The sequence below is a fragment of the Halodesulfovibrio oceani subsp. galateae genome, assembly GCF_055397225.1.
Map to the genome: position 1 here is coordinate 1,482,359 of NZ_AP042453.1, position 13,524 is coordinate 1,495,882.

At 42.5% G+C, this 13,524-nt stretch carries 11 protein-coding genes; 3 read left to right on the forward strand and 8 right to left on the reverse strand.

What is annotated here, in order from left to right; genetic code table 11:
- Nucleotides 1–85: 85 nt before the first annotated feature.
- The 3 genes from ACZ5V1_RS06500 (at nucleotide 86) to ACZ5V1_RS06510 (ending at nucleotide 4,619) form a co-directional block, all read left to right on the forward strand.
- Nucleotides 86–2,425 carry a tetratricopeptide repeat protein gene (locus tag ACZ5V1_RS06500; RefSeq protein WP_464391168.1) on the forward strand — a complete coding sequence of 780 codons (2,340 nt, stop codon included), beginning with the start codon at nucleotides 86–88 and terminating at the stop codon, nucleotides 2,423–2,425.
- Nucleotides 2,426–2,583: 158 nt separating this feature from the next.
- Nucleotides 2,584–2,913 (forward strand): hypothetical protein, encoded by a 330-nt coding sequence (locus ACZ5V1_RS06505; protein ID WP_464391169.1) that lies wholly within the window; start codon nucleotides 2,584–2,586, stop codon nucleotides 2,911–2,913.
- 17 nt (nucleotides 2,914–2,930) lie between these two features.
- Complete coding sequence (locus ACZ5V1_RS06510) at nucleotides 2,931–4,619, forward strand: arylsulfatase (protein ID WP_464391170.1); 1,689 nt, start codon at nucleotides 2,931–2,933, stop codon at nucleotides 4,617–4,619.
- A gap of 810 nt (nucleotides 4,620–5,429) precedes the next feature.
- Here the strand turns inward: ACZ5V1_RS06510 and ACZ5V1_RS06515 are convergent.
- The 8 genes from ACZ5V1_RS06515 to ACZ5V1_RS06550 form a co-directional block, all read right to left on the reverse strand.
- Nucleotides 5,430–7,058 (reverse strand): ArnT family glycosyltransferase, encoded by a 1,629-nt coding sequence (locus ACZ5V1_RS06515; RefSeq protein ID WP_464391171.1) that lies wholly within the window; start codon nucleotides 7,056–7,058, stop codon nucleotides 5,430–5,432.
- Nucleotides 7,059–7,345: 287 nt separating this feature from the next.
- Complete coding sequence (locus ACZ5V1_RS06520) at nucleotides 7,346–7,717, reverse strand: hypothetical protein (RefSeq protein WP_464391172.1); 372 nt, start codon at nucleotides 7,715–7,717, stop codon at nucleotides 7,346–7,348.
- A 122-nt stretch (nucleotides 7,718–7,839) separates the two neighbouring features.
- Nucleotides 7,840–9,255, reverse strand: a complete 1,416-nt coding sequence (locus ACZ5V1_RS06525; protein ID WP_464391173.1) for a heavy metal sensor histidine kinase — start codon at nucleotides 9,253–9,255, stop codon at nucleotides 7,840–7,842.
- Nucleotides 9,233–9,928: a heavy metal response regulator transcription factor gene (locus ACZ5V1_RS06530; protein ID WP_464391174.1), complete on the reverse strand. Its 696-nt coding sequence runs from the start codon at nucleotides 9,926–9,928 to the stop codon at nucleotides 9,233–9,235. Before ACZ5V1_RS06530 ends, ACZ5V1_RS06525 begins: the two co-directional genes overlap by 23 nt.
- Nucleotides 9,929–10,188: 260 nt before the next feature.
- Nucleotides 10,189–10,962 carry a phosphate ABC transporter ATP-binding protein gene (locus ACZ5V1_RS06535; RefSeq protein WP_464391175.1) on the reverse strand — a complete coding sequence of 258 codons (774 nt, stop codon included), beginning with the start codon at nucleotides 10,960–10,962 and terminating at the stop codon, nucleotides 10,189–10,191.
- Complete coding sequence (locus ACZ5V1_RS06540; RefSeq protein ID WP_464391176.1) at nucleotides 10,953–11,825, reverse strand: PstA family ABC transporter permease; 873 nt, start codon at nucleotides 11,823–11,825, stop codon at nucleotides 10,953–10,955. The genes ACZ5V1_RS06535 and ACZ5V1_RS06540 overlap by 10 nt, the downstream gene beginning before the upstream one ends.
- Nucleotides 11,818–12,354: a PstC family ABC transporter permease gene (locus ACZ5V1_RS06545; RefSeq protein WP_464391177.1), complete on the reverse strand. Its 537-nt coding sequence runs from the start codon at nucleotides 12,352–12,354 to the stop codon at nucleotides 11,818–11,820. Before ACZ5V1_RS06545 ends, ACZ5V1_RS06540 begins: the two co-directional genes overlap by 8 nt.
- A 335-nt stretch (nucleotides 12,355–12,689) precedes the next feature.
- Entirely contained in the window at nucleotides 12,690–13,520 is an 831-nt protein-coding gene (locus ACZ5V1_RS06550) for a phosphate ABC transporter substrate-binding protein (protein WP_464391178.1), read from the reverse strand.
- Between the last annotated feature and the right edge of the window lie 4 nt (nucleotides 13,521–13,524).

Genomic DNA, 13,524 nt, shown 5'->3' on the forward strand with positions numbered 1-13,524 from the left:
ATAATGTTCTTAACTTGCTAAAACTATGGTAAAAGTTTCACTGGAGTGATGTAGGACCTGTTTTGACTGAGCAAAAGGAGCTGAGATGGATACGGAAAGCAAGATGTTACGCCACAAGCAAATGCTTTGTAGAATAGCAATTGCCTGCATATTTCTGGTAGGAATTCCTCATCTTCTTTTGGCCGATGATAGCCAATTTGCTGGATCTAAAAGCTGCAAAGACTGTCATGCACGTTTTTACGATCTATGGGCAACGTCACGTCATGGCACAGCGCTTCAGCCATTCACAAAATCTTTCGCTGAAAACCAGCTTTCCCCGCAATCAAAAGCTATTTCAATAGGCGATGCCACCTTCCTCTATACAAACACTAACGGCGCGGGGACGATAGAAGAGAAGACGTCTCAAGGCTCTGTAACATACCCCATAAGCTATGCACTCGGCGGCAAATATGTGTATTACTTTTTAACAAGGATGGAACGTGGCAGACTGCAAACGCTCCCAATTGCCTATGACGTGAGGACAAAGGAATGGTTTGACATGTCTGCCAGTGGAGTTCGGCATTTGGCAGATATCCCTGTCTCATGGCGAGACCAGGCCTATACTTTTAATACCTCCTGCTATGGGTGCCATGTAAGTCAGACTTCCATTAATTACACCGAGGCAACAGACTCCTATGACACAGAATGGAAAGAAGCGGGTATCAACTGTGAAACATGCCATGGTCCTTCAGCAGAACACGTTAGAGTCTGCACTGAAGCAGCAGCCAAAGGCACTGTCCCCAAGGACTTGAAGATACTCGGAGGGAAGGGAAAGTTTACAGTACAGCAAAACACGGACTCTTGTGCACCATGCCATGCACAGATGACTCCTATCTCCAAAAAATTTGTCCCTGGAGAATCTTTTTACGATCACTATGACTTAACCACGCTCGAAGATAGCGACTGGTATCCTGATGGGCGAGATCTTGGAGAAAACTATACGCAGACCACATGGAGCTTAAGCCCATGTGTCACATCCGGAGAACTGGGATGCATGCATTGCCACACATCAAGCGGACGCTTCAAACAAGCTGAAGACCCAAACAAAGCATGTTCTCCCTGCCATGAAGAGAAAATACAGAATGTGGCAGAGCACTCTATGCACAAACCGGACAGCGCTGGAAGTAAGTGCATTTCTTGTCATATGGTTAAGACTGAATTTGCTCGAATGTACAGAAGTGATCATTCCATGCTGCCGCCAACACCGGCAGCAACTATTGAATTCGGTTCACCCAATGCATGTAACGTTTGCCACACAGATAAAGATGCAAAATGGGCGGATTCGTATGTCCGAAAATGGCGGAAGCGTGACTATCAGGCTCCTGTGTTGCACCGCGCTTCGTTGATCAAAGCTGCGCGTGAAAACAAGTGGGACAGACTTCCTGAAATGCTCGCATATATCAACGATCCGGCTTCTAACGAAATTTTTGTTACGTCCTTAATCCGTTTACTTCGCAATTGCCCGCATCAAGAGAAATGGGAAACTATCGCCAAAGCCGCCTCACACCCTTCTCCACTGGTACGTGGGGCAGCGTGTACCACTTTAGATGATTGGCACAGTCATGATGCGATCTCTGTATTAGCAGCTGCAACAGGCGATAAGGTCCGGTTAGTTAGAGTCCGTGCGGCATCTTCGCTCGCTGGAAAACCGTATGCAGTTGCAGAAGGTTTTTTAAAAGATCAAATTTCAAAAGCTACGAGTGAATATTTAGCTGCTCTTCATGCACGCCCCGATGTATGGACCACGCATTACAATCTCGGAAACTATTATCGAAAAACAAATCAGTACCAAAGAGCCATTCAAGCATACACCAAGTCAAATGAACTGGCTCCTACAGCCATTGCACCTATGGTCAACTGCGCACTACTGCATGGAAATCTAGGTAATTTAGATAAAGCTAGTACACTACTTGCTAATGCTTATACGCTTGCTCCTGAAAACCTAACAATCCTCTACAATTTAGGCTTGCTGGAAGCTGAGAAAGGGCAATACGATTTAGCAGAAAAGCACCTAAAAGTTGTCCTGCAACAAAATCCGGAGTTTGCGAAAGCAGCATCTAATCTTGCAGCAATTATCAGTTACCGATCGCCTTCAGATGCAATAGAGTTCGCTCAAAAAGCATACGACATTGATCCCAATCCAACGACAACCTTCAGCCTCGCATATTACATGAAGGAAGCAGGGGAGACACAGTCCGCATACAAATTATTGTTATCCTCAATCGAAAAATGGCCTACATATTCTGATTCGTATTTGCTTCTTTATGAACTTGCCGAAGGCACAGAACAAAAACAGAAAGTAAAGATGCAAATCCGACAGCTTCTTTCCACTGAAGAGCTTTCTCCAGAAGATAAAGAAAGGCTGACAGACGTTCTTAATGATTAACAATGTGCAAAAATGAAAAGCCTCCTTTTAAAAAAAGGGGGCTTTTCTCATATGAAACACATGAAATATCATTAGGAAACTGTTTGTAGAAGAATAGAATAAGATGATCTGTCACTAATTTCGTTTCCAGAAAACACTGTAAAATAACGAGCTGCTCTATGAAATATTTCATATTTTGTTGCGCATTCATTTTTCCCTTACTCTTTGCCATCAACGTGTTTGCAAGCAGCACGTCTGAATATCCAATGGATGCAGTTCAGAAAAATATGAACCGCATCCAAGGCTACATGCAGAATCACCCGCCGCATTTACCGACAGACAATAATACCATGCAGCGTCCACAGACTCCATACACGCCGCCAATCCAGCCACAAACTAGCACAAACACATCATTGCAGGATAAAGCCAAGCTCATTGAATTATTAAATAAGGTACAATTAACAGAAAGAGAAAAACAAGAATTGATTACTATCATTCTCAGTAAATAACGGCATAAGGAGTTCGTATGTTTGAGCATAGCGTTAGTAAAAATATTACTAAAATAACAGTGTTATGTATTTTTGCAGTATCATTGGTTGTAAGTAATTCAATGTCTTATGCCGCAGAAAAACCTAATATTCTGGTTATGTGGGGCGACGACATAGGGATATACAATATAAGTTTCTGGAACCGTGGTGGGATGGGGTACAGAACCCCGCACATTGACAGAATTGCTCATGAAGGGATTGCATTCACAGATTATTACGGAGAACAATCCTGCACAGCCGGACGCTCCTCCTTCATTACCGGACAGAACGGATTGCGAACCGGTAACACAAAAGTCGGATTACCAGGAGCACCGGACGGTCTGAAAGCAGACGACATGACCATTGCTGAAGCCCTAAAAAATATGGGATATGTGACCGGACAATTTGGGAAAAATCACCTAGGTGACAGAGATGAGCAGTTGCCAACGAATCATGGTTTTGATGAATTTTATGGAATTCTGTATCATCTTAACGCGATGCAAGAACCTCAAAACCCTGATTATCCTCGGTCACCAGAATTTTTGAAAGATTATGGCCCACGCGGCGTTCTACACTCTTTCTCCAATGGTAAAATCACAGATACAGGCCCGCTAACCATAGAACGCATGAAAACGATTGATGATGACACTGTTGCTCGGGCAATTGAGTTCATGGACAAAGCGGTAGCCGCGAAAAAACCATTCTTCGTATGGTGGAACGCCACCCGTATGCATCTCTACACCTACATTAAAGATTCACTAATCGGCATTTCAGGTCAGGGGTTCTACAATGACGGCATGATGGAACATGACATGCACGTTGGTAAGCTACTTGATTACCTTGATGAGAAAGGGATCGCAGATAACACCATAGTCTATTACGGAACCGACAACGGCCCTCACGGCAACGCATGGCCAGATGCAGCGAGTACATACTACCGATCAGAAAAAGAAACTAACTGGGAAGGCGCTTACCGAGTGCCAGCATTTGTACGTTGGCCGCAAGGTAACTGGAAGGGCGGCAAAGTCTTAAATGGTATTGTTTCTGCTCTAGACTGGATGCCAACACTGCTTGCTGCTGCTGGTGATCCAGATATTAAAGAAAAGCTTCTCAAAGGCTACAGGGCGAACGGTAAGAAATTTAAAATCCACTTAGATGGATTCAACCAATCAGATTACTTTGCAGGAAAAACAGATGAGTCTCCACGCAAAAGCTTCATCTACTTCAATGCGGATGCACAAATTGTAGCCATCCGTTATGATCAATCCGATTACAACACCAGCTCCGGCAGTATGGCTGAAGTTGGCAAATCAAGCATCGGCAAAGAGTCTAAAGAAGTACACACAACCGCTTGGAAAGTGATTTACGGTGAACAAAGAAAGCACACCCTAGCGCTCTGGGCGGAACCTTTTATATGGTTACGTGTGCCTAAAATATTTAACCTGCGTCGTGACCCGTTTGAACGAGCAGACTATAACTCAAACACATATTGGAATTGGTATATCAACCACTTATTCGTATTCTACAAAGCCAACGCTCTTATCTTTGAAGAACTAAAAACATACGAAGAATATCCACCAAGTCAGCGCCCAGACAGTTTCTCAATCGGTAACGCCAGTGAAAAAGTCTATGAAGATTATGGCGTTGGCCCCGGTGGTTCAAGAGGTACCGGTATTAAGAAAAAATAAATTCAAGAGCACGAACGACCATCAAAATATGGAGAGTCTCTGGAAGCGCTTGAAGTATCCATTCCTCAGCTCAAAGAAAGACCGCAAGAAAAATGTATGATCAAAACTCTGTAACTATGCTGGTCTTATTACGAAAGGATCTATGCTTCTTGAAAGTATTCCCAATACTGTAACAATTCGTGCAATAAAAGCTTAGCGGAAGCACTAAAGGTCATAATAGGGCGTGTGTAATTCACGCCCGACCTTTGCCTTCTGATGTTCAAGGCTATAAAATGCTCAATACCGAAAAACACTCCATGATCTTCAATCAAGGTATCATCTAAAGAAGTAGAGTGTGAATCCCAAAAAAACTCTAGGTGCGATTTAGTGAAAGCTCTTAACAGCGCTTGAAATACTTAAAATGAAACTGTCATAGAACAGTAGTTACGTGGTATAAGCTAAGATCTAAAAGAGTTGATCCACAATAAAATTATCACAGAGTATGCAAAAAGAGAGAACGTTCATGCGCAATACCTCATTCTTCCATACTGTTATGCTCTGGATTATTTGCGCCTTGTGCCTACTTGCCTTTCTTCTTGTTGCCTCAAATGCTTTACCAATGACAAAGATTCATTCCTTTGAGCTACCAATAAACCAGCATAAAGCGCAGAGCATCAACAAAAAACAATGATGATGCTCTATCCGAATAGCCTAACCTGATCTTCTTATTAAAAAGTCCCACGATCTAAACTATGTTGAAATGCAGTTCTCAATACATTTTAGCAAAAAGGTCTCTCACAATACATTGTGAGAGACCTAATATATGAATACCTAATTCAGCACCGTTATGCGGTATATAAGCAGGGGATCACGCTTAAGATATCGGGCTAAATATTCTTTTTCGACAACAACATTCTTTGGGAAAGCTGTAGGATAGGCTGCTACAACCACATATTCTCCAGAAGAGAATGATGTAAGATCATCCGGAACAATCCGAGTTGCAGGCTTACCAAGAATCCACTGAGTTTGGAGCTTTAACGACGTAAAACTGTACACAGTTTCTACAGTATTCCCCACAAAGCTACGCACATGCTGAATAGGAAGTATTCCCCTTTTGGGTAATAGGTTTTTGATATGCGGCGGGGTAGTCATGAGGACAAAAGCCATCAAACCAAAAACACATCCCAAAAGTAAATTAGGCTTACGACACAGATAGGTTGCACATAGTATTATTGCCAATAGAGCATAGCAGGCCACGATAAGTAACTCAAAAGGATCATCAGCTAAAGGTGACGATCTAATTTCTCCAGAACCCCAGATGATCCCAATCACCGCAAACGAAATTACCACTCCTAGTACACAATAGAGTTTAAAGACTCTCTTGCTGCCAGAAAAAGAAAAACCACGCTTTAAACAGTAATCCAGATATCCGCCAACAAGCATGGATAAAGGAATAATGACTGGCAATAGGTAGCGCACCTTCTTTTCGGGAATAATAGAAAGGAGTGCAACAATTCCGAGTGTCCAAAGCAATAGTTGTTTATATGGAATAGAATCTTGTAAACGCGAACGGGCAAACATCGGAATACAAACAAGTACTGCAGGAATAGCCCAGAGCCCCAACATCGCCGGAACTTGAGGCAAGTAATACCACCAAACCCGAATATGCCTTCCTGCCCAGGCTGCTGTTTCCTGAGAAAACATCGCCGCCATAGCCTCTGGATGCATTATCATAATAACGAGATACCAACTCACAGAGATTATGACTCCGCATCCCGTTACAAGAAGAAGCTTCTTCCACTGTCTGCCCATTCTTTTAGCACCGTTTACAACTAGTTCTGAAAACAAAAACGGCAGTAACAACGTATAAAAAGCCACAGGCCCCTTACTCAAAAAAGACAGCCCAAACAGTCCACCTGCAAGTAAACATAACCATGGTCGAAATTCTTTGGATTTCAACAATACGTCTAGTGCCCATATCATTGCAGTCATATAGGCAACAGCATGTATATCCCATGTGCCTCGTCGCACCATAAAGATATAAAGATAACTGGTTCCCAGCACCGCTGTGCTTATTGTTGAGATACGTGAAGAACCTGTCATTGATTTGGTAAGACCGAAAAAAGCCATCGCTAAAAACAGTCCGGCAAAGGCAGATGGAATTCTGTTTACAAACAAATTTGTATCAGTGCCAGCCAAAACCATTACAGCTGAAGTCATCCATGTTGGAAGTGGTGGCTTTGCGATACGTAACTCACCAAAAAGTCTTGGTACAAGCCAATTCCCTGTCTCCACGATTTCACTTGCTGTTATAAAATTTCTTCCTTCCATTATGTCGGGATCAAGCTGATTCAAATATGTTGTAGTAGTAATTATCACCAACAAACCAAGTAGAAATAAGGGAACATACCTGTAGCATAGTTTTGCTTCAAAATATGTACAAACTCTTTGCATACTCATTTAGTTTATCCAACAAGAATAAAGTGTTACCATCGAGTTGAGAACAGAGACAGCTAACGTTGTGCGCATAACTTTTCTCTTTAACTCCATGTAGCTGGAACATTGTTTCGATATTCAAGAAGGATACTCTTCGGCACATTTCAAAGAGCTTACTGGTGGATTACAAAGTTGTTATTCAAAATTAGAAAAATCAAAAAAGCCAGCAGAGGATCTGCTGGCTTTTTTGATTTATGACATCATGTTTTATCGGTACGAGGCTAATTTTGCCCGAATCATAAGTACTAAAATTAAAGGGAAGCACTCACGGCCTTTCCGTCCAAAAAAATCTTTATATCCCTCGCAATCTTTACTTCACCGGAACCGTAATAGGTTACCGTAATCCACTGTCCGACATTAAAATCTTTCAAGGCTGCGTCACGGTTCCATTTAAGCAAGCCATGACTTTTTATTTTTATTTCAGAAGTAGGCAGAACTTGAAACGTCATCTGCTGTCCCTGAACATTTTTAATAGTGACAACTGCACGTTTAGCATCAACAGAAACTATTTTACCTTTAAGTGCAGGCCAATGATCATTATCGCTGGCGAACACAGTCAGCACAGCACCAACACTGAGACAAATAAAGATAACAACTGTTACAAATTTGGGAGCTATTTTCATCGTGATTCTCCATAGCATTTTTAATAAAACGACACAGTTGCTTAACATCAAGTTCTTGCAAAAGGTCATATGCAATGGAAACAAACTACAAAAGAGTACTCCTCAAATCTCAAACAGAAACATTACAGTGTTGTTATGGTGGGGAACAACAGGGTAAACGTGGTTCCTCTTCCTACTTCAGTCTCAACAGAAACGCTGCCCCCATGCACAGTCATAATCATTTGTACAAAGGCAAGCCCAAGCCCAGTATTCGAACGGTCAGCACGAGCAGAATCGGCACGATAAAATCGGGTAAAAATATGTGGAAGGTGCCGGGGCTCTATCCCCGATCCAGAATCAGACACCGTAATTTTCATAAATCCATCAACATGCTCTGATACAAGCTGAATAAGTCCACCTGCTGGAGTAAATCGCAGGGCATTACTTACAAGGTTTAGTAGGGCGCGGCGTAATAGATCTTTATTAGCAGTCACAAACCCCTGACCATGCCATCTAATTTCAACTTGCTTTTCTTCTGCTAGAGCTTCCAACAACGTTTGCTGAAATTGAAATTCTTCAGCAATGGAGCATTGTTCAATCTGCAAAGACTGTTGCATATGTTCAGTCCTAGCCAGAAAAAGCATATTCTCAACAAGTTTTGAAAGGTGTGTTGCCTCAAGTTCAATTGTTTCCAAAGTTTGCTTGTACTCTGCAACATCTCTATCCCTATTAAGGGTTACACTGGCAGCAGAAAGCATATTGCTTACCGGCGTGCGCATTTCATGTGCAATATCAGCAGAGAATTGGCTTAGAACTGTAAATGCCTTTTCCAGACGTTCAAGCATAGCATCAAAAGATCGAGCAAGCCCTGCAAGTTCTTTAGGCCAAGGCTGATCACCTATGCGCTTCGAAAGATGCTCCGAAGAAATCCCCTGCATGGCCGTAGTAACATGCCGTAAGGGGCGCAAACCGTATCCACTGACAAACCAACTTATAGCAACAGAAAGTAAGATTCCGGCGAGAAGAAGTACCATCAAATTCCATCGGTAAGCGCTAAGCAGGCTACTTGTCGGGCTCAAATCATATGAAGCATCAACTCGCCAGACATGCCCCGGTTCAGTTTCCACCTGAAACGATGTAATTCGGTATTCAACATTAGATTTAGGATCAGTCCAAACGCCATACTTTGGAGGATCTGACTGAGAGAATACATCCGAGGGGATATTCATATTAGGCGTGGTGAGATAAAGCTCTTTATTTGTAGAAAAGACACGAACGCCCAATCGACCATGGGCATTGACGGCATATTCCCAAATAAGCTGCCAACTTTCTGAATTGGTTGTAATAGAAAGAGTTTTAACAGCTTTACGGATAAATGAGGTCGCTTCAATAAACTCCATCTTGTCTTCGTTTCTCACCTGATCTTTGAGACCGGAATAAAGCAAGAAAGATGTCGCACAAACAATCATCGTTGTTATGATTGCAAACGATATGGCAAGACGAGCTTGCAACAAGCATGTATACAGTAGGCTAAACTTATCCTTCTGTTTTGAGAACATACCCGACTCCCCGCTGTGTATGAATAAGTTTCTGCGTTGCATCAGCATCTATTTTAATTCGCAATCTGCTTACAGCCACATCAACCACATTGGTGTCGCAATCAAAGCTAATTCCCCAAAGTTGTTCAGCAAGCACGGTACGTGTGAGCACCTCACCTTTGCGCCGCATAAAAAGTTGAAGCAGGGCAAATTCCTTCGGCGTCAGTTCGATAATTTTGCCAGCTCGTGATGCCTGATGCGTCAAAAGATTTAATGTTAACTCACCGACAATCAAGTTCGTTTCAGCTGTAATGATAGGTGAACAACGTCTTAATAGCGCTCTGATTCGAGCCAATAATTCAGCAAATGCGAATGGCTTAACTAGATAGTCGTCCGCGCCAAGCTCGAGCCCGCGCACACGATCTTCTACACCATCTCGAGCAGTAAGAAATAAAACGGCTGATTTTCTATTTGCCTTTTTAGCGGTTTCAAGAATGGTAAGCCCATCAAGACCAGGCAACATAATATCAAGAATCGCCAACGAATATTCTTCAGTCAAAAAGTAGTGCAATCCGTCTGGGCCATTATGGGCAACATCTACAACAAAACCTTCTTCCCGAAGGCCTTTGGCAATATATGTAGCGGCAGTTTCTTGATCTTCAACCAAGAGAATTTTAGTAGCGTTGGTGGACATACAATATTTTCCTATTCTTAACCTTCAAAAGCATCTCAGCTTCACACCCTGAATCTGTTCAAAAAGAATTTACTCTTAAGAACCCGTCCGACTTTGATTGTAAACTAAAAGCATGAGTGTCGCCTATACACGAATAGTATCGGTATAGCGCACAGAATTTGATTACAATGTTGTCAGAATTCATAAAACATATGTTTTTGGCATGATGAAAAGGAATAGCGGGGCGGCACACACAGAAGTCAGAGAAAATATCTAACCAGTTATAGTAAGCTTTCTATTGTGCACTGCATAATAGAGCTATCTTGCACCTCATATTTCGAGAGGGTTTGAACCAGCTCACCAGCAGACAACACGTAAAGTTTATCTGCTAGACGCTGTGCCTGCGCCAGACTGTGAGAAACAACAATCGTTGTATAATCAGCCGAAAGAGATTCAAGCAGATCTTCAATTATACGTGTTGCATGAAAATCCAAAGACGCGCTAGGCTCGTCCAGTAATAAAATTTCAGGCTGCAAAACCATCGCTCTTGCGATGCACAATCTCTGCTGCTGGCCACCGGAAAGATGGGAGGCAGGAGATTTAAGCCTATCTTTAACCTCTCCCCACAATGCAGCTTGTTTTAAAGCATGCTCCATGCGGGCTTCAGCTTCACTACCTTGAATCTGCAAAGCAAGCTTTAGCGGAATAATAAGGTTATTCTGTATGGAGGTCGGCAGTACGTTTGGTGTTTGAAATACCATTCCGACTCGACGACGAAGTTCTTCACACGAAATTGTGCCGGAATAAATATCGTGTTTTGTATCGCTCAACGTCACGGTAATCTTGCCCGTTGTATGACTTCCCTCCAAGCATTCATTTAATCTATTAAAACTGCGTAGTAGTGTTGTCTTTCCAGAACCGGAACGTCCGATAAGGACAGAAAGTTTGTTCTTAGGAAATGAGGCCGTAAGGTTTTTAACAATCGGCAGTCCATTAAAAGCAATCGAGACATTCTCTGTTTGAATAGCTTGATGTGTAATTTTTGTTAGAGCCATTTTCTTTCCATTGTTCGGCGTAAGTAATGAGCAGCCAAAAAAAGACAAGTCGTCTGTAACAGCAAAATTAAGGCTGTCCCAAAACCTTGCGCCAGCTCTGCCTGACTCTGGAATTGAGCAGCAAGATAGTACACCTTAAATGGCAGAGCCTCATATTTATCAAAAATATTCCGAGGTACCCCTGCGTTTGCCACTACACCGGTTAAAAGAATGACCGCAGTATCTTCTGAAGCTCGACCGATAGATAAAATTACACCACTCATTATCCCCCGCAAGGCCAACGGAATACGGATGTAAAATGTACTTTGTACAGGACTAAAGCCAAGAGATGGTCCGATCAGTTTGAGGTCTTCAGGCAAACTGGAAAGTGCGATTACGGTAGCGTTAATACAATAGGGCAGTATGAGCACTGCAATACATAACGCAGAAAGCCAAAGCCCCGTGACAGCCTGTGGAAAAATAGTCTTCCGTGCAAGCAGAATAAGTGAAAAGCCAAAAAGTCCCATAATAATCGATGGAATACCTGCTAGCAAATCTGTCAAAAACGTAACAGGTCTTTTCAACTTCTCTGGCGCAAATTCAGTAAGATAGATCCCCGTCATAATCCCAACTGGAATCGAGAGGCTACAAGACAGCAGGACAAGATACAGTGTTCCAACACACGCTGGCCAGATGCCATCAAAAACAGGCACTCCACTAAACAAGACATCATAGGGAGAGGCGTCTCCGAAAATAAGAGCTACGGATAATGAAGGTACTCCCTTAACACAAAGAAAGCCCAATAGCAGAACAACAGCTCCTACAACAAGAATCGGAGCCGCATACATAACTATAGAAAGCAGATATTCTTTCATTCTACTCATGAGACGCCTCCTGACCTGCAATCCATCGTAACCCTACGTTCACTGCAATAGTAGAAGAAAACAGGACTAGCCCACATGCAAACAACGAAAGGTACGCATCACTTTGGCTATCCGTCGCAACAACTAGGGCAATATGGGCAGTAAGAGTGCGGATGGAATCCAAAACAGATTCCGGCTGACTCACAGCGTTTCCTGCAAGCATCAAAGGAATAAGTGTATCACCCACAGCACGTCCAAAACCAAGGACAGCAGCTGTAAACAGGCCTTTGCGAGCATTCGGAAAAACAATGTAGATAAATTTTTGTGCTTCAGACATGCCAAGCGCCTTCGCTGTTAAGCGTATTTTCGGCTCAATTTGCGAGAACTGGCTGTGTAAAATAAGCACAATAGTAGGTAGAATAAGTAAGCTCAAAATGAGCCCGGCTGCGAGGAGAGAAAAACCTGTGCCGTATCTAAAAAAAGAACGCAAAAAGGGCACCAGTAAAAACACAGCAACAAAGCCGTAGATGACCGTCGGAATGCTCGTCATAAATTGCACGAGGATCAGCATTCCTTTACGTAGAAAAGACTTGTCTGAGCCGTGAATATAGCAACAGACACCCAAGCTTAGTGGATAGCTTAGAACTAAGGAAAACACGGAAAGCAACACACTACCCATAATCATAGGTAGTATACCGAAGTTCCCTTCGAAGGGTTGCCATGACCATGCAAAAACATGTTGCAATTGGGTCAGAGAAAAAAGGGGGAGGGAAAAATAAAGAAGGAAAGAGAAAATAGCAACCACTGCTATACAGGAAACAGTGGTTGCTACAAAAAGAGTGCTAGTTATAAAACGGCTTATTCTGACACTATGCAAGGCACGTCCTAGTGTAGTGGTAAATATCCACTGGAAACGATAATATCCGTGCAATCATCTGAAAGAACATAATCAATGAATGATTTAACAATGCCGGAAGGGGTACCGTTCGTATTCATGTAAAGTTTACGAACAATTTTATATGTACCATTTTTAGCTGTTTCCTGTGATACACTAACGCCATCCAGGGCAGGAGCTTTAACGGTGTTGTCTAATGTGCCAATACCAATAAAGCCTATGCTATGAGGATCTTGAGCGATAGCTACTTTCATGGCGCCATTAGATGCTACAACATTCGCAGAATCAACAATTTTTCCCTTTTTAAGTAATTTTTTCCAATAAACGCTTCTGGTTCCACTAGCTTCGTCGCGAGTGTAAATATGAATAGCAGCATCTTCGCCGCCTAATTCTTTCCAGTTCGTAATTTTACCAGCAAAAATATTCTGAATCTGCGTTGTCGTGAGTGCATTCACAGAGTTATGAGCAGAAAGAACTGTGGCAACACCGTCAATTGCAAATGGGAAAGAGGTAAGGTTGTATTTTGCCTTTTCTTTCTTACTAGCTGCTCTACCAGCGTTACCGATATTAACAAGCCCTTCACCTACCTTTTGAATCCCAACGCCGGAACCACCACCTGCAATAGTGATGCGGATGTCAGCGTTTTTCATCATAATGCGCTTTGCTGCAGCTTTCATAACAGGAATATGGGCAGTGCCCCCTGCAATGGATATTGTACCAGACTGATTCGCAAAAACATCCAAGCCGGATGCATAAGAAGGCATGCTGATGCATAAGGAAAATATGAATAGAAATGCAAAAATTTTGTAGGTAAATTTCATCCGA

What these genes read in the sequence shown, in the direction of transcription:
- ACZ5V1_RS06500 (WP_464391168.1), top strand. Translation starts at nt 86, where the DNA reads ATGGATACGGAAAGCAAGATGTTACGCCACAAGCAAATGCTTTGTAGA.
- ACZ5V1_RS06505 (WP_464391169.1), top strand. Translation starts at nt 2,584, where the DNA reads ATGAAATATTTCATATTTTGTTGCGCATTCATTTTTCCCTTACTCTTT.
- ACZ5V1_RS06510 (WP_464391170.1), top strand. Translation starts at nt 2,931, where the DNA reads ATGTTTGAGCATAGCGTTAGTAAAAATATTACTAAAATAACAGTGTTA.
- ACZ5V1_RS06515 (WP_464391171.1), bottom strand. Translation starts at nt 7,058, where the DNA reads ATGAGTATGCAAAGAGTTTGTACATATTTTGAAGCAAAACTATGCTAC.
- ACZ5V1_RS06520 (WP_464391172.1), bottom strand. Translation starts at nt 7,717, where the DNA reads ATGAAAATAGCTCCCAAATTTGTAACAGTTGTTATCTTTATTTGTCTC.
- ACZ5V1_RS06525 (WP_464391173.1), bottom strand. Translation starts at nt 9,255, where the DNA reads ATGTTCTCAAAACAGAAGGATAAGTTTAGCCTACTGTATACATGCTTG.
- ACZ5V1_RS06530 (WP_464391174.1), bottom strand. Translation starts at nt 9,928, where the DNA reads ATGTCCACCAACGCTACTAAAATTCTCTTGGTTGAAGATCAAGAAACT.
- ACZ5V1_RS06535 (WP_464391175.1), bottom strand. Translation starts at nt 10,962, where the DNA reads ATGGCTCTAACAAAAATTACACATCAAGCTATTCAAACAGAGAATGTC.
- ACZ5V1_RS06540 (WP_464391176.1), bottom strand. Translation starts at nt 11,825, where the DNA reads ATGAGTAGAATGAAAGAATATCTGCTTTCTATAGTTATGTATGCGGCT.
- ACZ5V1_RS06545 (WP_464391177.1), bottom strand. Translation starts at nt 12,354, where the DNA reads ATGACGAGCATTCCGACGGTCATCTACGGCTTTGTTGCTGTGTTTTTA.
- ACZ5V1_RS06550 (WP_464391178.1), bottom strand. Translation starts at nt 13,520, where the DNA reads ATGAAATTTACCTACAAAATTTTTGCATTTCTATTCATATTTTCCTTA.